This is a genomic window from Bacillus sp. BC08, assembly GCF_054326875.1.
Genome location: NZ_JBTGPA010000034.1, coordinates 111,081 through 130,352, shown reverse-complemented (window position 1 = coordinate 130,352; position 19,272 = coordinate 111,081). Strand labels below are relative to the sequence as shown.

Here is a 19,272-nt window from a genome sequence, read left to right as displayed (position 1 = left end):
GAGGATGAATAACTATTGGGAATAACGATGTAAAGCTTTACTAATGACTAAAAGGCCGATAATGAGGGAAAGTGTTCTTATAATAAGTTCTGCAACTAATAAGTCACCCATCGTTTTAGTGACATCATACATAGTCCCTGTAATGAGAATAGGTGCGATCATAATGATAATTCCAATTACTATTTGAAGAAGTAGATTCATGTTTTTACTCAAGATAATCCCCTCCAAAAAATATTGAAAAGTAAACAAATGGAATTTTCTGTATTATATAGTTAGTATACTGTATCGAATTAAGGTTGTGGTAATGTTTTTAAAATAAAAAGGAGTTGTCACATAGTCAAAAGATGACTCGTGGGACAGCTCCTTTTAAGTAGTAGTAATATCGATCTGGGGGTCACCGATGTAGTGGAAAGGGTAACATGTTGTTAATGCTGGTTTATCTATTTCTCCAATAACAGTTCGAACTTCTGCGTCTGTTATCCAATGTTTGTTAATCTTACATCTCCTCCGTAACATCATATCGAAGCAACTGCCCCTGATCATAAAACCTCTCAAAAATAAGCCCCATAACATAAAAGAATATTAAACCGAAACCAATATGAATGAGTGTAAAAGTAGCTCCAAATGAAGAAAATGCATACACGAGAATTGGCAATTTCGCAGTTGTCCAAACACCTAAGAAAAATACGATGTACCGAATACTTGCGCCTTTTTGTAAGAGTAGTGCTGCAATTGGGAAGGCAACGTAGAGCGGACCAGCTGCAATGCCGCCTAATAAGAGAGAGAATAAGATTCCGTATATACCGGAATTTCCCCCCATATATTTCATGAGCGTTTCTTTCTTCACCCATTGATCAAGTAATCCTACAAATATGAGGACAGGGGGAAGGAGAAACAGCATATCTAAAATGCTATTCCCTGTTAATTGTAATGCGCTCCATCCTAAAGATTGATTTATAAAAGTTAATACAAAGAGCCCCAGTAGTAAGATGAAAAAGAAGCGATATCTTTTTAGTTCTTTCATACCATCACCACCCAAATAATATAGGAGAATAGGAGAGACATGAGTAATGCAGACGCATTACGTGCGTAAGCAAAGCTTCGCCCGAATATCTTTTGTTCCATCGGTAATGTTGTAAGCCCTACTGACATGAGTGTAGACATAAGTGCCGCAACTTGAGGAAGGCCTGCGCCGTGTTGGACTAACGTATTGCCAAGTGGAAATACGACGAAGCTTGGAATAAGTGCAACGGAGCCGAGTATCGCTGAATAAACAATGCCGAGAAATCCAGATTGCTCTCCAATAATAGAAGAGATGAAAGACGGTGTTAAGATAGAAAGCGATAAGCCAACGAAAAGCATGATGGAAAGCATGGCAGGTAGAAGATTGCGAAACATTTTCCACGACTTCATTAGAGCTCTTTTCGTTTTATTGCGGTCCTTCATAAAAGAAATCCCCGTAAGAATAATGGCTAAAGTATAAAGAATCACGCCATTAATCATGGTCGGAATCCTTTAAGTCCTTATATTTGTCTATGAAAAAGGATAAGTTCTTCATTTTTTCTTCAATATCCATTTGGAAATCTGCTAATTGTTCCTTTCCAGCAGGCGTAATTTTGTACATCTTTCTCGGTTTGTCTTGATGATCTGTACTTACATAAGATTCAATTGCACCTTCGTTTTCTAATTTCTTTAGCGTACGATATAAAATGGCACTATCAATTGGATTAACTGGAAGTTCTTCCTCGCACTTTTGCAATAATTGCCCGCCATAGTTATCACCTTCTGCCAAAAATAACAAAAGAAACGCACCTGTATGTCTTCCTGTATGTTTCATGGATTTTCCTCCTTGAATGAATTAGGATTTATACTGTTAATGACAGTATACTGTTGTTAACAGTATATGGTGCATGAAGTACTATGTCAATTTTAAAATGTGCGAATACGAAGGGTTGTACATCAAAAAAACACAAAAAAAGACACTCTCAAGAGTGCCTCCTATTAGCAGCCGAATCCGCCGCCCCAACAGCTAGCTCCAACGATGATTAATAAAATAAAGAGTACAACTAGTAAAGCGAATCCGCCGCCGAAACCGCAGCCACCGCCACAAGTACCGCCATAGCCCATATTAACTCCTCCTTCCCTAAAGACCATTAATTAATGGATTTAATGTACTTTATGTCTTTACGGATGAACTTGAGCAGGTCCTTTTGAAAAATAAAAGATGCTTAGATTTTATAAGAATTGACGACCTTATTTTTGTCACCGGTACTGGGGCGTTTACATATTGTATTTTATTCTGTGTATTGGGGGAAGGAGGATCTGCATGGCTAATTCTGAAATGATTTTACGATTACTTACGGATTTAAAAATTGAGCAGCAAGCTTTAAAAGAGCAGTTGGAAAAAATACAAACCGCTGTGACTACTCTTGAAGAAAAATCAGCGATTGTGGAAGAGAAACCCAAGACTATTGAAGAAAAACCAGCTGTTGCTGCTACAAAGCAAAGAGCTCATTCTGGACACCCAACATCTTTTCGTGCTTGGAGAGCATCTGCTCAAAGGAATTCATAAAAATATAAGAAAAGAAGACATCAATTAAGATGTCTTCTTTTGCTTGTACAATCCAAATGCGATAAGAAGGTATATATCCATATTGCTTTAAAACTAAGAAGAAAATAACGATTGTCGACTCCTTTTTTAGTATAGCATGTAATAGTAAATATTTTTATGTAATATTGCATATATACGGATTATTTGATGTTATGGTGTATATATTTCAGTTGTCCGGTGCGGAAAACAGAACTTAACGCTTCACCAGCTTTATTATTGGCTGAAATGGAAGAGGAAAATATAAATAAGCGTGTAGATTCAGCGTTATTTGACGTTTACTTAAATAGGGAGTAGCAAAGTTAGCTTAGGGAAAAAGGATTAATATATGTACATGAATAATATTTCTAATTATAATTTTAAGATGAAAGTATTCGTAGCATATGGGGGAATAACAACCAGTGAATAAAAAGGCAACAATTAAAATAGGGGCATTGTTTACAATTTTATTAATGGTATTTCTTTTTTATGGGTATAAGAGTTTAAATAGTTTTTTAGTCTGGAATGAACTCGGTGATGTACAGATGATTTCAAGCGATAAAGAGGTTAAAAACGGTATATACTTTGTAAGGGGAGAGGTATATTCTGAACATGTAACAGGGGATGAAACGCTACTTGCTGATGGATATGCGGTAGTGAATCGAATTCAAAAGAAAAAAACGACATATTATACACAGACTTCTGCACCCAATCGCTCGTTATGGAGTAACGGCCAAGTAACAGCTTTTTATAATGAACCAATACATATTGGAAATAAAGAATTAAAATTAATAAATAAAGAAAATGTGTCTCTTGAAACGCCATTTATGGAATTAAATAGTCAGAATGTCATTTCAACAAGAATAAATGATATTCAGGCGAATACTACAAAGTTAGCAGATGGAAAAAAACGCTTTTATTCATTTAGAGCAGTAGAAAATAAAGAAAATGTAGTTGTACTTGGATTAGTAGAGGGAAAGGTAATAAAAGAATTACCTAGTAGATACGGAAAATGTGTTTATATGGGAAATACTAAGGAGCAAATTATAGATAGCTTAAAGAATGGTAATAATAAAAATTGGATATATTTCGTTGTGCTTCTTATACTAACTAGTATTAGTGGATTTGTATTTTATATGTATGGGAAAGGAAAATGGACAAAAGATATTTTTGTTTTTACATTTTTCGGACGGAAGATAAATTAAAGAGGATGCATCTATCGGTGCATCCTCTTTAAACATTTATATGAGTTCTTTTCGTAAGGAAAGTTCTTCTTCATTCTCATATCCAGTAAATAAAATTTCTTCAATGTTACAGATGATAATTTAGTATAGACGATGAACTGGTAGCATCTGTTTTTGAAACAAGACCAATTTGAGTAGCACACTATTTTTATAGAATTGAATATACATTTCTCATTCTTTATTTAATAGGTGTCTATTCATAAAAAGTGAAAAAAGCTTTTTAAAAATGCAAGTCATTCTATTCAACAATCGGGCCATATCCTTGAATAATGGGTTAAACTAGCAGTTGACCTCATAGTTTATGGTCTGTTATATTTATACAAACACTAAAAGGATAGGTGAAGAAGTTCGGCATAGCAGAAGTTTGATTTTCGTGAACTTTGTTATGACTGGAAAAGAGTAAATAAATCAATTTGAAGCAAACTGAAATACGCATTTTTATGTGTTTATTCGGTATGCCCATTTGATTTTTTTACTCTACGGACTTGTTCTCTTTTTTAACCGCAGAGTAAAACTCTGCGGTTTTTTTGTGTTTAAAAATTTTTAGGAGGAAGTTTTTATGAATAATTTATTAAATCAATTACAGGTACCTTCACGATTCGAACAAACTGATAATGTTTTTTGGCAAGATCCTTATATTGCTAAAAAATTATTAGAAGTTCATTTAAGCTCTGATACTGAAGGAGCTAGTAGGAGTTTTCAGTTTATTGATAAATCTATTGATTTTATCCAACAAATAGCTCCCAAAAAATCTTATCAAAAAGTACTAGACTTAGGTTGTGGACCAGGCCTTTATAGTGAGCGATTAGCTAGAAAAGGTTATACAGTAACAGGGATAGACTTCTCTGAAAACTCAATTCGTTATGCTAAAGAACAAGTGAAAAAGTTAGATTATAATATTGAATATCGCTATGAAAATTATTTGGAATTAAATGATTCAAATATGTATGACTTGGCCCTATTGATATATTGTGATTATGGTGCACTTGCGCCTGAAAATCGTAGTAAATTACTTTTCAACATTTGGAACAGTCTGAAGGATGGTGGAAAGTTGTTATTGGATGTTTTCTCTCAAAATAAATTTGATCAGTTCAAGGAAGAACAATATTGGAGTATGAATGAAAATGGTGGTTTCTGGTCAAAGGATTGCTATTTAGCTATCGGTAGAAATCTCAAATATCCTGATAGAGTAACATTAGAACAAACAACAGTGGTAACCGATGATAAAATAGAAACTTACAACATTTGGTATCAATTCTTCACAAAAGAATTATTCATCAAAGAGGTAACTGCTGTAGGGTTTACTGTAAAAGAAATTTACGATGATGTTTCCGGTGAAACTGGCAACGGAGGAAGTCAAACTATAGCCTTATTGTTAGAAAAATAAGGTTAAATTGAAAAAAGAGAAAGAAATATATGTTATCACTTTTTTCAAAAAGCAATATTTTTTCTTTTTAACAAACGGCAGCTTATTCTAGACGCCCAACATCTTTCCTTGATTGGAGAGCATCAACTCAAAAAAATCATAAAAATATAAGAAAAGAAGACATCAATTGTGATGTCTTCTTTTGCTAGTACAATTCAAATGCGACAAGAAGGTATATATCCATATTGCTTTAAAACTAAGAAGAAAATAACGATTTTCGATTCCTTTTTTCGTATAGCATGTAATAATAAATAATTTTATGCAATATTACATATATATAGATTATGTGATGTTTTTGATATATATTTTAGTTGTCTGTTATTTGTTTTAATTCATTTACTTATATTATTTTTTGAGTGCCCCAGTGATGGGGCCTTTTTTTATAATTGTGTGAAAGCAGAAACCCCTCAAGCATAAGGAGGGGTTATATAACTAGGAAAAAGATTATCGGTGCTTAATGAGATGAAGATATGGATGTTGCATCTAGATTTCTTCTAAATGGATTAATATTTATTTTTAAACCGTTCCCCATAAATGATAAACCATACCGAAAACAAAAAATGCTAGTCCTACAAACAGAACGATTAAAGCAAGCATTCCATTTTTATTATGTTCCATACAATTAGCTCCTTTTTCATTTATTTACATACAAAAAAAGCCTTTAGTCGTAATTATGTCTAAAGGATCGGATTCTCATACTTTTTAGTTTACAAAGAAAAGACACCCATATAAGAGTGTCTTTTCCGATAGTTTGTTTAGCAGAAGCAAGAAGCTCCAACGATGATTAATAAAATGAATAACACAACTAATAATGCAAATCCTCCAGAAAAACCGCAGCTTCCGCCGCAACTACCACCAAATCCCATAATAGTTCCTCCTTTAATAAGAGGGGAAAACAAAGGGTCACTCGTGTTTTTTAACGGATTCCATTTACTTTATGTTTTGACGCATAAACGTGAGCAGGTCCTTTTGAAAATAAAAAAAGACACCTTAAGGTGCCTTTATCCCGCTTTAATGGGCAGTAAGACCCCCACCTCAAAATTCAGCGAAAGCAAAGAATTTAGGTGGGGGGCGGGCTGCCCATTAAAGTCCGATTGGTGGGGGCTGATAATCAGTGCGGGATGAAGAAAACCCTCACTGATTAAAGTTTCACTTTATGTAATTAATATTCGCTAGCATAAAATTCTTTTATTAGCTTTATTTCATTTGTATCTGGGTCAAACTTAAATATTTTAATTTGATTCGATTCGTCTTTATAGGCAAATGTATGATCGCCAACTTGGGTCATATTGCTAATGTTTAAGCTAGGATCACTACCGTGGTCAGTGATGTCCACAGTTTTCTCACGATCCCAAAATGCAATGACGAGGATTAAGATAATAAGGCATATACGTATGTTACGTAGTTCTCTTGCTAGAGGATGCTCCATTTGAGGAGCTCCTTTGTTGTTGAATAGATTTTGTTTATAAAATAGATAATTCTTATGAAAATAAATAAAAAAGACACTTCAAAGTGTCTTTTTTATCTAATTTATGCGCATTGCTTAATAAGACGCTAGTTCCTCAGTATGAATATGAGTAACTATGTAGGGTAGTTCTATTATAACATTTTAACCATTAATGGGTCTATATGGAATTTTATTAATGATTATGTTTGATTATTCAGGGTGATACACGTGGTGAAAGATGTAAGTTATCTACAGTAATTGTAAAATATAATGATATATATAACTAGTCTTGTAATGAATGTAAGCAACAGTTGATAAAAGGTTAGTATTTTTCTTTGTAAAAAAATATTCAATAATTTATCATTGCAACCGCTTACTCTTTGTGTATAATAAAGGTAAGTTAATAAGTAAAAGGATTGTTACTGTTCGGCAGGCAAAACCTAAATTGATCTAAAGGCTACGGGTGTAGTGTGGCTTTTGGAATCAGTTTAGGTTTTTTTATTACCTTTTGTAACTTTAAGAAGAAGGCGGAACAATATGAGAATCCATAAAATCTTAAATAACAATGTTGTTTGTACGATGAAGGATACTGAGACAGAAGTTGTACTGATGGGCAGAGGTTTGGGATTTCAGAAAAAAGTAGGCGATACGATTGATGAATCTAAGGTAGAAAAGACCTTTGTGCTAGAAACAAGAGAATTATCAGAGAAACTTGCTAGGTTGCTAACTGAAATTCCTGTAGAAAATTTAGAGATTACAGAGAGAATTATTCAATTTGCTAAGACAGCTTTGCCGGGGACTTTAAGTGATTATATCTATCTTACATTAACGGATCACTTAAGTTTTGCCTTAACTCGGCATAAAGAAGGAATGGATCTTAAAAATACTTTGCTTTGGGAGATTAAGAGGTTCTATCAGAAAGAGTTTGAAATTGGTCTACAAGCTTTGAACATAATTGAAGAAGAGACTGGGCTTAGACTTTCTGAAGATGAAGCAGGGTCAATTGCACTACATTTCGTTAATGCGCAGCAAGGAGAGCCGGCGATGCAACAAACGGTAGCGATGACGAAAATCGTCCAAGATATTTTAAATGTTGTAAAGTACCACTATAAGATGAACTTAGATGAAAGTTCATTTAATTATAGCCGGTTTGTAACGCATTTACGATATTTTGCGCAGCGTTTAATGCAGAAGGAATTGAACTCGGCCGATGATGATTTTTTATACGAGCAAGTGAAAAGTAAGTATGAAGAGGCATATTGTTGTACAGAAAAAATTGAAGCATACTTGCGAAAAGCACATAATGGTCATCTTTCAAAAGATGAAAAGGTGTACTTGACGTTGCACATTCATCGTGTAACGAAACGCAATGAATTATGTAATTGAATAAACGGGATTGTTACTGTTTGGCAGGCAAAACCTAAATTGACTTGTAATGGAGTGATTCGTATGTATCACGCCGTTACGGTTAGTTTAGGTTTTTTCTTTTATAAAAATAATAAATGGGATGATTGTAGGGAGGGAAAGGTACTATGAAGTATGAAAAATTAGCAAAAGACATACTGAAGAATGTTGGCGGGAGAGAAAATATACATAGCGTTGTACATTGTATAACTCGCTTACGGTTTCAGTTAAAGGATGAGGGGAAAGCAAATACAGAAGTACTGAAAAGTATGGAAGATGTTGTGACTGTTATGAAAAGCGGCGGACAATATCAAGTTGTAATTGGTAACCATGTATCTGACGTATACAAAGCGGTTATTGCTGCTGGAGGGTTTCAAGAAGCTGAGGAAGAAACTATGAGCGAGAAGAAAAAGAGTAGTCTTATAGATATTCTTTCTAGCATTTTTACTCCTATTTTAGGAGTGTTAGCTGCAACAGGGATGATTAAAGGATTTAATGCATTATTTGTAGCGTTAGGCTTGTTAAGTACACAGTCAGGAACGTATCAAATATTAAATGCAGTCGGCGATTCGTTATTTTATTTCTTCCCGATCTTCTTAGGATATACAGCAAGTAAGAAATTTGGGGGATCACCATTCATCGGTATGGCAATTGGGGGAGCTTTAATTTATCCAGCTTTATCAGGTTTAAAAGCAAGTGAGCCATTATATACGTTATTTGCAGGGACGATGTTTGAATCACCAATTCATATTACGTTTTTAGGCATACCAGTTATTTTAATGAACTATGCATCATCTGTTATTCCAATTATTCTCGCTGCTTATTTTGGAGCGAAAGTAGAACAGTCTTTAAAGAAAGTGATTCCGGATGTTGTGAAAACATTTTTATTACCATTCTTCACATTATTAATCGTTGTACCAGTTACATTTCTCGTTATTGGCCCAATTGCGACGTGGGCAGGGCAGTTTTTAGGACAGGCGACGCTTTGGGTTTATCATGCAAGCCCATTAGTTGCGGGTGCTTTACTCGGTGCTTTCTGGCAAGTACTCGTCATATTTGGCCTTCATTGGGGCGTTGTTCCGATTGGCTATAACAATTTAGCAGTAAACGGTGTGGATCCAATACTAGCGCTTATATTTGCTGCTTCATTTGCTCAAATTGGTGCTGTGCTTGGCGTTTGGATGAAAACGAAAGACAAGAAATTAAAAACACTTAGCATTCCAGCTTTTATTTCAGGTATTTTCGGTGTTACAGAGCCGGCGATTTATGGCATTACACTTCCGCTTAAAAAGCCGTTTATTATGAGCTGTATTGCTGGAGGAATTGGCGGCGCAATACTTGGCGTATTTGGTACACAAGCGTATATGACAGGTGGACTTGGTATATTTACGCTTCCTACATTCATTAGTCCGAAAGATGGGATTACAGCTGGATTTTGGGGCGCAATTGTTTCAATGATTGTTTCTTTAATAGTAGGTTTTATTCTGACTTACTTATTTGGTTTTACGAAAAAGAAAGCATCTACAGAAACAGCTGAAACAATTGATAAAATTGCTGCATCAAACGATGATGAAGTAATCTTTAGTCCTTTCCACGGCGTCGTTATGCCGCTTCAAAATATTGACGATGCTGCATTTGCATCAGGTGCGCTAGGTGAAGGAGTTGCGATTGAGCCTTCAGAAGGAAAGTTGTTTTCACCAGTTTCAGGTACGATTGCTGCGCTTTTCCCGACGAATCATGCGGTAGGAATTACGGCGGATTCAGGTGCTGAAATTTTAATCCATATTGGAATGGATACTGTGAAATTAAATGGTGAATTTTTCTCTTCTCGTATTGAACAAGGAGCGAGAGTAGAAAAAGGGCAATTACTTATTGAGTTTAATATAGCTGAAATTCAAAAGGCGGGTTATATTGTGACAACACCAGTTGTTGTTACAAATTATGATAAATATAGTATCAAAAAAACGGAAATAGAAAAGATTCAAGCAGGAGATTCCTTACTAAAGTTAGGAGTTAAATAGTAGTTACATTTCATACAGGTTCAAACGAAGAAAGGTATTCTTTAAAACTTACAATAGCTTTCCTCGTTCATTCTTATATAAAGGAGTTTTTCTATATGTCTAAAGTTAATTTTCCAAAAGGTTTTTTATGGGGTGGAGCAACTGCAGCCAATCAAGTTGAAGGCGCATATGTAGAAGACGGAAAAGGATTAACGACGGTTGATCTATTACCAACTGGTGAAAATCGTTGGGATATTATGAAAGGAAATATTCATTCTTTTACACCAGTAGAAGGAGAGTTTTACCCGTCACACGAAGCAATTGATTTTTATCATCGTTATAAAGAAGATATTGCGTTGTTTGCAGAAATGGGATTTAAAGCGTTACGTGTATCGATTGCGTGGACACGTATTTTCCCAAATGGTGAAGATGAAAAGCCAAATGAGGCAGGATTACAGTTTTATGATAATTTGTTTGATGAACTGTTAAAGCACGGTATTGAACCAGTCGTTACGATGGCTCACTTCGATGTACCTGTTCATTTAGTAGAAAAGTATGGAAGCTGGAGAAGTAGAAAGCTTGTAAACTTCTTCGAGACGTACGCAAAAACGATTTTTAATAGATATAAAGATAAAGTGAAATATTGGATGACGTTTAATGAAATTAATATGCTTTTACATTTACCTTTCATGGGAGCAGGTTTAGCGTTTAAAGAAGGGGATAATAAAAAACAAATTCAGTATCAAGCAGCGCATCACCAACTTGTTGCAAGTGCGTTAGCTGTAAAAGCGTGTCATGAAATCATTCCAGATGCGAAAATCGGTTGTATGCTTGCTGCGGGTGCAACGTATCCATATACATGTAATCCAGACGACGTTCTTCGTGCAATGGAACAAGACCGTGAATCATTCTTCTTCATTGATGTACAAGCAAGAGGAGCATATCCTGGATACGCAAAACGCTTCTTTAAAGATAATAATGTAACAATTGAAATGGAAAAAGAAGATGAGGAAATTTTAAAAGAGCATACAGTTGATTATATTGGCTTTAGCTACTATTCAAGCCGAGCGACAAGTACAGATCCAGAAGTGTTAAAAAGCATAACGAGCGGGAATGTATTCGGTTCTGTTGAAAATCCATACCTTGAAAAATCAGAGTGGGGATGGACGATTGACCCGAAAGGCTTCCGTATTACAGCGAACCAACTGTACGATCGTTACCAAAAACCGTTATTTGTTGTTGAAAATGGTCTCGGTGCAATCGATCAATTAAATGGTGAAGACGAAGTAAATGATGAATACCGTATTAATTACTTGCAAAAACATATGATTGAAATGTCCGAAGCCATCCAAGATGGAGTAGATATTATCGGATATACAAGCTGGGGCCCAATTGACCTTGTAAGTGCTTCGACTGGAGAAATGAAAAAACGTTACGGATATATATACGTTGATAAAGATAACGAAGGAAAAGGTTCATTAAAAAGATCGAAGAAGAAAAGCTTTGATTGGTATAAAGAAGTAATTAAGACGAATGGTAAGAGTTTGGAGTCTTAAGTATGAAAGGGAGACATCTTAATGGATGTCTTCTTTTTTTCATTGTGAATAAAGTACGGAGCGATATTTCCCTTTACACGAACATAAGAGTATAATATAGTTTAGTTAACTAAACTAAACTATATAAAAGCGTGACTGGAGGAAGGACGCTATGACTAGATCATATAAAGAAGTAATTAATGAAATGAATCGAGCCTACACGGAACTCTACATTTTATTATTTCAAGATTTAAAGGATGAGTTCGGTCTTACTGGACAGCAAGAGAGCATGCTATTTCATATCAATTTAAATGAAAACACGACAGCAAATAACATTGCGAGTACTTTTAATATAACGAAAAGTGCGGTGAGCCAAGTTTTATCGAAATTGGAAAAGCAACAGATGATTTCAAAACAAGTTAATCCGAATAATAAAAGGGAGTATTTCCTTACACTTGGTCCAAACGGTAGTAAGTATATGGAGCAATTGTCGAAGTTAGATGATGTATTAATCGACAAGTATTTCTCAAAAATTGATATTGAAGCATTGCAGCAAATGACTGATACGTTAACGAAAATAAATAAAGTGATATTGGAAGAAAAGCAGAAGGATCTTGAGTCTAATGAGTAAGAATGAAGATGAAGCAATTAGTAGAAAGGAGGAGAAGCGTGTTATGAGTTACATACCAAATATGATTACGATAGCAAATTTTGTGTGTGGACTTTTGGCTATTCACGCTGTTTTCGTTCACGATATGCATGGTGCAGTTATGTTCATTATTACAGGTATGGTATTTGATCTGTTTGATGGCATGGTCGCTCGGAAACTAGATGCTGTTTCGGAAATAGGCGGAGAGTTAGACTCATTTGCGGATTTAGTGACCTTCGGTGTGGCACCATCTATTCTTGCATATAGTGTCGCTTTAAAAGATTTGCAGTCTATTGGGATGATATGTGCGCTCGCTTATAGTATTTGCGGAATGCTGCGGCTTGCTAGATTTAACACGCAACAAAGCAAACTCCCAACATTCATCGGAATGCCCATTCCATTTGCGGCAATGTGTCTCCTCATTTTATGCCTCCTAAATAACCCAGTTTCCGTAGCGTTGGGCACATGCTTACTCGCTTATTTAATGGTGAGCAAAATCAAATTCCCCCATTTTAAAAAAGATATATCGGAAAGCTTGAAGTCCGAAAGATGGGATTAATAGGAAAGATAAGGAGCATAACATGATTCGTATGGCATTAAGATCATTCAACATACAAATATATTGTTTACTAGGCGTGATGTTATTGGGATGGTTGGTGACACCTTTTCCAGCCCAGTTTGTAGGGATAAGCATCGGCCTTTTAGTTAGTATGTACTGCGCCTGGATTTTAGGAAGGCGTATCGAAAAATTCGGAAATAGCATCGTAAAAAAAGAAAAAGCACCGATGCTCGGCATGATGAATCGATTTGCAGCCGCCATACTCGGCGCGATTATTATGTATGAAATTGAACACCGTGAGTACATGTGGACATTTGCTGCTGGAATTATGGGTGGGTATTTCTTGGTTATTATTAATTTAGGGTATTACAGTATGAGGGATGAGAAGGAATAGATGAGTACATTTTAAATTAGAAAATAACCCCCGCCTCAAGCATGAGACGATATTCTGGAGGCGGGGATTATTAACACTTACAATAAAATTACTACAATTCCCAAAAAATAAAAAAATGAAAGTAATTGCTCTATTTTGAGTATGTTCTATAAAACTAGCTCTTCTTATTTTTTATTTTTTTAAACATAAATTTGTAAATTAGCCATGTAATAATTATTACTACAGGTGTAATTAATGCACCGTTAAACATTTTTTTTGATATGTATAACATATTTAAAATTAATAAAGAAATTATTGTAATGATCATATTATATTTTGAAAAGGTTTCTACAAATTTAGAATGTGCAAATAACTTTTTGTATATAAAGTAAAAGATTACAAAAAGGATTGTTGTTACTAAACTAAAAATACTAATTTGAAGATAAAATATAACTATTAAATTTGTTACTGCTATTATCATTAACCAAAAAATTATAAAAAGATTAGATAAAACTTCTACACTTACTAATAGAGCTCCTAGTGTTGCAATAAAAGCAGCAATTTTATTTGAGGAATCATCTTTGTTATTAGAAGAATTTTGTCTATTCATGAATAAAAATCAGCTCCAATTTAATTTCAACGATTGTTAAGTAATTGATTTATTTTTTGCTCAAACAGGACATCATTGAGATTCGTTAATGATAATGTTCCATATAGAAATGATTATCTATTTTATATTATCAGAATTTCGTTTTATGTGGAATTGTATTATGTGGTTGTTAGGCTGTTTTAACTAGGCGCATACAAAAAAACAAGATGGGAACCTAGAGTCCCACCTTGTTTTATCACTAATTACCTACTCCAAATCCTCTACCTTAAGCAAATTGAGCGAAACATCTTTCATATCTAAAGAAGTTAGAAGGGTACCAACTTTTACGAATGTAACTTGTGATCCTTCAAGCTCACATAAACGGCGAATGTGGTTTGCGAAAATGTATTGTTCCATTAATGGCGTTGTGCCGAGTCCATTAATGAGGATGGCTAAGTTGTCACCTTTTCTCCAGTGATAAATGCTTTTTAGTTTATTCATTAGTTCGATTGCTAATATTTCAGAAGAGGAAAGTGCTTTTTTACGGTAACCTTTTTCAACACGAATACCGACAACGCAAAAGACTTTATCAGCGTTTTTAAAAGCAAGGAAAGTAGCTATTTCAATGGCTTTTGTGTTGTATGAAATTGAACACCATGAATTCATGTGGACATTTGCAGCTGGAATTATGGGTGGGTATTTCTTAATTATTATTAATTTAGGGTATTACAGTATGAGAGATGAGAAGGAATAAAGTGCTGTGTAAATAACTAATTGGGATATGAAAACCTTCCTTTATGGAGAGCTTTTTATTACAAAGAAAAGACACCCATATAAGAGTGTCTTTTCCGATAGTTTTTTAGCAGAAGCAAGAAGCTCCAACAATGATCAATAAAATAAACAATACAACTAGTAAAGCAAAGCCGCTGCCACAACCACTACTACAACTACCACCAAATCCCATAATAGTTCCTCCTTTAATAAGAGGGGAAAACAAGGGGTCACTCATGTATTTTAATGGATTCAACTTACTTTATGTTTTTTACACAATAATTGAGCAGGTCCTTTTGAAAATAAAGAAAAGACACCCTAAGGTGCCTTCCTCCGACTTGAACCATCTTAATTTTAATAATATTGGACTCCCGTCCGAATGTTATTTTACCATGTTAAGTTGTTTTTGGAAATGTTCCATATCGATAATTGCAATACACGTTTTAGTTGTGGAATTATATATGTCTAAACGTTGAAATTAATAAAGGAACGATATATTTGAGGGTTTTTTATGAGTGATTACAATCATACCATTAAAAAGAACCCCATAAATGATAAACCATTCCACTAACAAAAAACAATAATCCTAAAAACAAAACAATTAAAGCAAGTACTCCATTTTGATTATGTTCCATAAAATTAGCTCCTTTTAGAATTATTTTTATATACAAAAAAGCCTTTAGTCGTAATTATGGCTAAAGGCTTTGAGCATTATACTTTTTAGTTAATAAAATCTTATAAGAAGAATTTATAATGTTTTTTATCCCGCTTTAATGGGCAGTAAGACCCCCACCTCAAAATGCAGCGAAAGCAAAGAAGTTAGGTGGGGGATCAACTGCCTATAAAAGTCCGATTAGTTCAACTAATAATCAGTGGGGGATGAAGAAAACCCCCACTGATTAAAGTTTCACTTTATCGAATCTGGAAGTGAAAATGTACTAGCTTGATAATGAAGCCTGGCTATTAGAATTGAAAAATTTTAGTTTTATTATAATTAATAGAAATGAGAGTAGTATGAATATAAATCCGCTTAAAATAAGTTGGTGAATACCTAAGTTTGAAATGAACCAGCCTCCAATAGTGGTTCCTAAAGTAATTCCGAGATTTGAGAACGAAACGAATAGACTGTTACCAAATTCAGGTGCTTCTTTAGCTTCACTTATTAACCATGTTTGACCAACAATTAATCCACCAGCATGTACGATTCCCCAAATGAATACTATAAAAATCATTGGAACAAGGTAGGAGCCTAAATAATAAACCAATATGTAAACAATAGAATATAGAATAGGGAATGATATTACAGTGTTTATTATGCTTTTTTGCAGCAGACCACCAAATAAATGATTACCTAAAATCATAACTATACCAAATATGAATAGCATGATACTGATGAGAGATCCATTCATGGAAGTTACTTTTGCAAGGTACTCAGCGAAGTAGCTGTATACGGAAAACATGGCTGCAAAAAGGAATGTGACGGTTAAAATATTTAACCATAATCCTGGTTTACCGAGTATACGAATTTGTTTGCCGAAAGACATTTTTTCTTTAACGGGCATAGAAGGAAGTAGGAGTAGTATTCCAATGAATGCAAGAGTGTTAACGAATGCTCCGAATAAGAAAGCAATTTCGAGTGAAAATTGGTCTGCAAGGTAAGAGGTTAGTGGTACACCTAAAGCGAAACCAACAGTAATTCCCATGAAAACTTTTGTAACTGCTTGACCGCTCTTTTCTGGAGGGACAAGTTTAGCAGCTGTTACAAGAGCGATTGAAAAGAAGAGTGGATGAAGCGCTGCCGGTAAAATACGAAAAATAAGCATGATTTCAAATTGTGTTGTATAAGCGTAGATTAAATTTGAAATAACAAATATGAAAATTGCTGTTAATAAAATTATTTTGCGATTCATACTAGAGACGAGCAGAATTAAAAATGGACCAGAAATAGCAACAACTAGTGCAAATATACTTACTAAAAATCCAGCTTGTGTAGTTGAAATTTCGAATTTTTGAGTGAGTTGTGGTAATACGCCGACAATACCCATCTCGGTAGTAATAATTCCGAACACACCTATTGCGAGTGTCAGAATAAGTAAAGGATTTACTTTTTTCATTTATAAAACTCTCCATTCGTATCAGTATTTTGAAAGTAAATTCATTAACAAAGAAGCATTATTATAAGCATGATCGGATGCCAATATTATCCGGATTATGTAATTCAAAATACAATAACAGATATCTAAATAACTAGATATAATGTGTTAAAAAAATTTCTCCTTTCGATGTTTCTTGCTTTTATAGGCAGTGCAATTTATACGAAAGTCATTGGATACCTGTAAAAAAGCAGAATGTGTGAAAGCTAATAATCAATTAGTATGCTGATTGATTATTAGCTTTCATTTTATAATTCGTTTTGGACGTATTCAGAAAACTCTCGTATTGTTTTTTCATTTCGACGATAGTAGGTCCATTTTCCAATTCGGTCAGACTCTAGTAAGCCTGCTTTTTTCATAGTTAATAAATAACTAGAAATAACCGATTGAGCTAAGCCAGTTTTAAGCTGGATATCTCCTACGCATACGCCAACTTGAAAGTTAAGGTCTTGTTCTAGATAAGGTTTTTCATCGAAATGGTTTTCTGGATTTTTCAACCATGATAAAATTTGACATCTTGTTTCATTTGACAATGCTTTATAAATTAATAAAGGTTCCATAAGGATATTATATCTACTTTTATAGATTTGTAAATGGGTTTTAGTGATTTTAAGGGAAGAAGGTATAGTTGATTTCCTTGAATAGGAATAAGATGCTCTTGATCTGTACCCTTTGTAAAGGACATTCTAAAAAAATCTGTAACCTAAAAAAGATGCTTTCTGTATGCAAACAGGAGTCATCTTTTTTAAATTCTATTGATAGCAAGAGTGATTATACGTCATATATTTCTTAATTTCATGTTTTAACTGAACAAACGATTCACACGATTTTATATATGCTTCATCAGTTAAAGTATTACGAGTATTACGTGCAAAAATGATAATATTGTTAAGTGTAAGCATGTCGTTGCCTAGCTATCAATGGCGGATTACTAAGAAGAGTAATAATAAAACCCAACATAAGATTTAAGAAAAATTTTATATTTACCCCACTTTTTATTTTAAAAGTTTTTCCTATCCTATAAACAACAAAGTCATAGATGAAAATGTAAAGTTAGGGGATTCTACATGCATACAGGAGTTTTGATTAGTTATTTGTATACTTATTTTTTTACTATTATTTTTTGTGTGGTGTTTCAAATTGGATTGTATTCTAAAGCGAAAGGAAATATATCTATTCGGCATTTTCTATGGGTATATGTTTTTCTATTCTACCTTTCGTTAGTGTATAAAGTGACGCAAATTGCGACTGTATGGGATATAAGTAGATATGAAACGTGGATTCGTGTAAATCAAATTAACTTGACTCTATTTGATACGGCAGGTAGTACGACGTATCTTTTGAATATTGTACTGTTTATGCCATTAGGTTTTTTATTACCGACTATTTGGCCGCAGTTTAGAATAATGAAAAACACCATATGTGCGGGATTCTTTTTTTCATTGGCAATTGAGTTAAATCAATTACTAAATAATAGAATTACAGATATTGATGACTTATTTACGAATACCCTTGGGGCAATTATTGGGTATGTATTATATAAAGTATTATATACAGTGTTATTTAAATTGATATTGAAAAGAGAGGGGAAAAAGCTGGATACGAACGCCTCTTTAGTCATAAAATACGAGGCTGTTTTTTGTCTAGTATGTTCATTTGTAGGTGCGATGTTCATTTATTATCCTGGAGATCTGTAAGTCTCATCCTAATTCCGCTTATAAAAACAATGTGTTGAAGAGATCATTAAAGAAGGCTTTTCTCTTTTTCCCGAGAATGAAAAGAAATATATAATCTAATTTTCGTGAATGTAATGGGGAGGCAGTAAAATTTGAACAGGAAAATTTGGTTTGTATTTACTTTTTTTGCTCTTTTAGTATCTGGTTATGTTGTTATCCAATATTTTATTATGGATGGATTTCAAACAGGGCTTGTAAAAGTGAAGCTTATGTTTGGATCTAAATTAAGTGCGTTCTGGTATATGATGCTATTTATACATATTACAACTAGTATAGTAGCATTAGTAATTGGTCCTTTTACATTATCCACTAGATTTAGAGAAAGGAATATCAACCGTCATCGAATAGTTGGGAGAATCTATATGGTTGGTATATTATTAGGAGGCGTTTCTGGACTATATTTATCCTTTTATGCCACGGGAGGATTGGTAGCGAAGCTAGGTTTCGGTTTGTTATCTGTATTTTGGCTAACATCAGCATATCAAGCGTTACATAGAGTTAAGAATAAAAAAATTAAAGAGCATCGGAATTGGATGATTAGAAATTATTCTTTAACCTTTGGAGCAGTTACATTAAGAATTTGGCTACCGTTGTTTATCGTTCTATTTGGGATAGAGCGGTTTGAACTTAGTTACGCTATTATTGCTTGGTTAGCGTGGGTACCTAATTTAATTGTTGCAGAATTATTCATAAGAAAAAGACTTAATAAAGGAAAATACCAGGGAAATGAGGATTTACATTTTTAATGTAAATTTGCTGTAATATTGAGGGCAGAATTCTTGAGTAATTGAATTTTTTA

At 34.0% G+C, this 19,272-nt stretch carries 22 protein-coding genes and 2 pseudogenes; 12 read left to right on the top strand and 12 right to left on the bottom strand.

Going from position 1 to position 19,272, the window contains the following annotated elements; all coding sequences use genetic code 11:
* Window positions 1-12: 12 nt before the first annotated feature.
* The 5 genes from ACXVYO_RS16800 to ACXVYO_RS16780 form a co-directional block, all read right to left on the bottom strand.
* On the bottom strand, window positions 13-213 hold the full coding sequence (locus tag ACXVYO_RS16800) for a hypothetical protein (RefSeq protein WP_458467900.1): 201 nt from the start codon (window positions 211-213) through the stop codon (window positions 13-15).
* Between the two features lie 283 nt (window positions 214-496).
* Window positions 497-1,024: a permease gene (locus tag ACXVYO_RS16795; protein WP_458467899.1), complete on the bottom strand. Its 528-nt coding sequence runs from the start codon at window positions 1,022-1,024 to the stop codon at window positions 497-499.
* On the bottom strand, window positions 1,021-1,503 hold the full coding sequence (locus ACXVYO_RS16790) for a hypothetical protein (protein ID WP_097843714.1): 483 nt from the start codon (window positions 1,501-1,503) through the stop codon (window positions 1,021-1,023). The genes ACXVYO_RS16795 and ACXVYO_RS16790 overlap by 4 nt, the downstream gene beginning before the upstream one ends.
* On the bottom strand, window positions 1,496-1,837 hold the full coding sequence (locus ACXVYO_RS16785) for a PadR family transcriptional regulator (RefSeq protein WP_000683186.1): 342 nt from the start codon (window positions 1,835-1,837) through the stop codon (window positions 1,496-1,498). Before ACXVYO_RS16785 ends, ACXVYO_RS16790 begins: the two co-directional genes overlap by 8 nt.
* A gap of 164 nt (window positions 1,838-2,001) precedes the next feature.
* Entirely contained in the window at window positions 2,002-2,127 is a 126-nt protein-coding gene (locus ACXVYO_RS16780; RefSeq protein WP_000540385.1) for a YjcZ family sporulation protein, read from the bottom strand.
* A 199-nt stretch (window positions 2,128-2,326) separates the two neighbouring features.
* On the opposite strand from ACXVYO_RS16780, the gene ACXVYO_RS16775 reads away from it, so the two are divergent.
* The 3 genes from ACXVYO_RS16775 (at window position 2,327) to ACXVYO_RS16765 (ending at window position 5,218) form a co-directional block, all read left to right on the top strand.
* The gene (locus tag ACXVYO_RS16775) at window positions 2,327-2,572 is read left to right on the top strand and encodes a hypothetical protein (protein WP_141539698.1); all 246 of its coding nucleotides are present in this window, start codon (window positions 2,327-2,329) and stop codon (window positions 2,570-2,572) included.
* A gap of 437 nt (window positions 2,573-3,009) precedes the next feature.
* Complete coding sequence (locus tag ACXVYO_RS16770) at window positions 3,010-3,792, top strand: hypothetical protein (protein WP_429704745.1); 783 nt, start codon at window positions 3,010-3,012, stop codon at window positions 3,790-3,792.
* A gap of 598 nt (window positions 3,793-4,390) precedes the next feature.
* Window positions 4,391-5,218, top strand: a complete 828-nt coding sequence (locus ACXVYO_RS16765; protein ID WP_163096399.1) for a class I SAM-dependent methyltransferase — start codon at window positions 4,391-4,393, stop codon at window positions 5,216-5,218.
* A 794-nt stretch (window positions 5,219-6,012) separates the two neighbouring features.
* Here ACXVYO_RS16765 and ACXVYO_RS16760 read toward each other — a convergent pair.
* A complete protein-coding gene (locus tag ACXVYO_RS16760) occupies window positions 6,013-6,123 on the bottom strand; it encodes a YjcZ family sporulation protein (protein ID WP_000505686.1) in 111 nt (36 codons plus the stop codon).
* Between the two features lie 296 nt (window positions 6,124-6,419).
* The gene (locus ACXVYO_RS16755) at window positions 6,420-6,686 is read right to left on the bottom strand and encodes a YmzC family protein (RefSeq protein WP_458467898.1); all 267 of its coding nucleotides are present in this window, start codon (window positions 6,684-6,686) and stop codon (window positions 6,420-6,422) included.
* A gap of 555 nt (window positions 6,687-7,241) precedes the next feature.
* Between ACXVYO_RS16755 and licT the strand changes: the two genes are divergently transcribed.
* From licT to ACXVYO_RS16725, 6 genes are all read left to right on the top strand, one after another.
* Complete coding sequence (licT, locus tag ACXVYO_RS16750) at window positions 7,242-8,090, top strand: BglG family transcription antiterminator LicT (protein WP_270732708.1); 849 nt, start codon at window positions 7,242-7,244, stop codon at window positions 8,088-8,090.
* A gap of 146 nt (window positions 8,091-8,236) precedes the next feature.
* Window positions 8,237-10,129 carry a beta-glucoside-specific PTS transporter subunit IIABC gene (locus tag ACXVYO_RS16745; RefSeq protein ID WP_458467897.1) on the top strand — a complete coding sequence of 631 codons (1,893 nt, stop codon included), beginning with the start codon at window positions 8,237-8,239 and terminating at the stop codon, window positions 10,127-10,129.
* Window positions 10,130-10,224: 95 nt separating this feature from the next.
* Window positions 10,225-11,664, top strand: coding sequence for a 6-phospho-beta-glucosidase (locus ACXVYO_RS16740; RefSeq protein WP_458467896.1), 1,440 nt, complete (start codon window positions 10,225-10,227; stop codon window positions 11,662-11,664).
* Window positions 11,665-11,815: 151 nt separating this feature from the next.
* Window positions 11,816-12,274: a MarR family winged helix-turn-helix transcriptional regulator gene (locus tag ACXVYO_RS16735; protein ID WP_458467895.1), complete on the top strand. Its 459-nt coding sequence runs from the start codon at window positions 11,816-11,818 to the stop codon at window positions 12,272-12,274.
* A complete protein-coding gene (gene pssA / locus ACXVYO_RS16730; RefSeq protein WP_458467894.1) occupies window positions 12,267-12,851 on the top strand; it encodes a CDP-diacylglycerol--serine O-phosphatidyltransferase in 585 nt (194 codons plus the stop codon). Before ACXVYO_RS16735 ends, pssA begins: the two co-directional genes overlap by 8 nt.
* Window positions 12,852-12,873: 22 nt before the next feature.
* The gene (locus ACXVYO_RS16725) at window positions 12,874-13,245 is read left to right on the top strand and encodes an ATP synthase subunit I (protein WP_458467893.1); all 372 of its coding nucleotides are present in this window, start codon (window positions 12,874-12,876) and stop codon (window positions 13,243-13,245) included.
* A 154-nt stretch (window positions 13,246-13,399) separates the two neighbouring features.
* Here ACXVYO_RS16725 and ACXVYO_RS16720 read toward each other — a convergent pair whose 3' ends face one another.
* Entirely contained in the window at window positions 13,400-13,834 is a 435-nt protein-coding gene (locus tag ACXVYO_RS16720) for a hypothetical protein (protein WP_458467892.1), read from the bottom strand.
* A gap of 246 nt (window positions 13,835-14,080) precedes the next feature.
* Window positions 14,081-14,410, bottom strand: a pseudogene (locus tag ACXVYO_RS16715) (dihydroxyacetone kinase subunit DhaK); the annotation flags it as partial.
* 37 nt (window positions 14,411-14,447) lie between these two features.
* On the opposite strand from ACXVYO_RS16715, the pseudogene ACXVYO_RS16710 reads away from it, so the two are divergent.
* A pseudogene (locus tag ACXVYO_RS16710) lies at window positions 14,448-14,567 on the top strand (ATP synthase subunit I); the annotation flags it as partial.
* Between the two features lie 105 nt (window positions 14,568-14,672).
* On the opposite strand, the gene ACXVYO_RS16705 reads toward ACXVYO_RS16710, so the two are convergent.
* The 3 genes from ACXVYO_RS16705 to ACXVYO_RS16695 all read right to left on the bottom strand — a co-directional run bounded on the left by ACXVYO_RS16705 (window position 14,673) and on the right by ACXVYO_RS16695 (window position 17,297).
* Entirely contained in the window at window positions 14,673-14,777 is a 105-nt protein-coding gene (locus ACXVYO_RS16705; RefSeq protein WP_080492803.1) for a YjcZ family sporulation protein, read from the bottom strand.
* Window positions 14,778-15,522: 745 nt separating this feature from the next.
* Window positions 15,523-16,698, bottom strand: a complete 1,176-nt coding sequence (locus tag ACXVYO_RS16700; RefSeq protein ID WP_458467891.1) for an MFS transporter — start codon at window positions 16,696-16,698, stop codon at window positions 15,523-15,525.
* Window positions 16,699-16,985: 287 nt separating this feature from the next.
* On the bottom strand, window positions 16,986-17,297 hold the full coding sequence (locus ACXVYO_RS16695) for an ArsR/SmtB family transcription factor (protein WP_000433539.1): 312 nt from the start codon (window positions 17,295-17,297) through the stop codon (window positions 16,986-16,988).
* A gap of 507 nt (window positions 17,298-17,804) precedes the next feature.
* On the opposite strand from ACXVYO_RS16695, the gene ACXVYO_RS16690 reads away from it, so the two are divergent.
* Both ACXVYO_RS16690 and ACXVYO_RS16685 read left to right on the top strand, forming a co-directional pair.
* On the top strand, window positions 17,805-18,434 hold the full coding sequence (locus ACXVYO_RS16690; RefSeq protein WP_458467890.1) for a VanZ family protein: 630 nt from the start codon (window positions 17,805-17,807) through the stop codon (window positions 18,432-18,434).
* A 131-nt stretch (window positions 18,435-18,565) separates the two neighbouring features.
* A complete protein-coding gene (locus tag ACXVYO_RS16685) occupies window positions 18,566-19,219 on the top strand; it encodes a DUF2306 domain-containing protein (protein WP_458467889.1) in 654 nt (217 codons plus the stop codon).
* Window positions 19,220-19,272 lie beyond the last annotated feature (53 nt).

Bases quoted from the DNA above. Each gene is read 5' to 3' on its own strand.
- ACXVYO_RS16795 (WP_458467899.1), bottom strand. From the start codon at position 1,024: ATGAAAGAACTAAAAAGATATCGCTTCTTTTTCATCTTACTACTGGGG.
- ACXVYO_RS16790 (WP_097843714.1), bottom strand. From the start codon at position 1,503: ATGATTAATGGCGTGATTCTTTATACTTTAGCCATTATTCTTACGGGG.
- ACXVYO_RS16785 (WP_000683186.1), bottom strand. From the start codon at position 1,837: ATGAAACATACAGGAAGACATACAGGTGCGTTTCTTTTGTTATTTTTG.
- ACXVYO_RS16780 (WP_000540385.1), bottom strand. From the start codon at position 2,127: ATGGGCTATGGCGGTACTTGTGGCGGTGGCTGCGGTTTCGGCGGCGGA.
- ACXVYO_RS16775 (WP_141539698.1), top strand. From the start codon at position 2,327: ATGGCTAATTCTGAAATGATTTTACGATTACTTACGGATTTAAAAATT.
- ACXVYO_RS16765 (WP_163096399.1), top strand. From the start codon at position 4,391: ATGAATAATTTATTAAATCAATTACAGGTACCTTCACGATTCGAACAA.
- ACXVYO_RS16760 (WP_000505686.1), bottom strand. From the start codon at position 6,123: ATGGGATTTGGTGGTAGTTGCGGCGGAAGCTGCGGTTTTTCTGGAGGA.
- ACXVYO_RS16755 (WP_458467898.1), bottom strand. From the start codon at position 6,686: ATGGAGCATCCTCTAGCAAGAGAACTACGTAACATACGTATATGCCTT.
- licT (WP_270732708.1), top strand. From the start codon at position 7,242: ATGAGAATCCATAAAATCTTAAATAACAATGTTGTTTGTACGATGAAG.
- ACXVYO_RS16745 (WP_458467897.1), top strand. From the start codon at position 8,237: ATGAAGTATGAAAAATTAGCAAAAGACATACTGAAGAATGTTGGCGGG.
- ACXVYO_RS16740 (WP_458467896.1), top strand. From the start codon at position 10,225: ATGTCTAAAGTTAATTTTCCAAAAGGTTTTTTATGGGGTGGAGCAACT.
- ACXVYO_RS16735 (WP_458467895.1), top strand. From the start codon at position 11,816: ATGACTAGATCATATAAAGAAGTAATTAATGAAATGAATCGAGCCTAC.
- pssA (WP_458467894.1), top strand. From the start codon at position 12,267: ATGAGTAAGAATGAAGATGAAGCAATTAGTAGAAAGGAGGAGAAGCGT.
- ACXVYO_RS16725 (WP_458467893.1), top strand. From the start codon at position 12,874: ATGATTCGTATGGCATTAAGATCATTCAACATACAAATATATTGTTTA.
- ACXVYO_RS16720 (WP_458467892.1), bottom strand. From the start codon at position 13,834: ATGAATAGACAAAATTCTTCTAATAACAAAGATGATTCCTCAAATAAA.
- ACXVYO_RS16705 (WP_080492803.1), bottom strand. From the start codon at position 14,777: ATGGGATTTGGTGGTAGTTGTAGTAGTGGTTGTGGCAGCGGCTTTGCT.
- ACXVYO_RS16700 (WP_458467891.1), bottom strand. From the start codon at position 16,698: ATGAAAAAAGTAAATCCTTTACTTATTCTGACACTCGCAATAGGTGTG.
- ACXVYO_RS16695 (WP_000433539.1), bottom strand. From the start codon at position 17,297: ATGGAACCTTTATTAATTTATAAAGCATTGTCAAATGAAACAAGATGT.
- ACXVYO_RS16690 (WP_458467890.1), top strand. From the start codon at position 17,805: ATGCATACAGGAGTTTTGATTAGTTATTTGTATACTTATTTTTTTACT.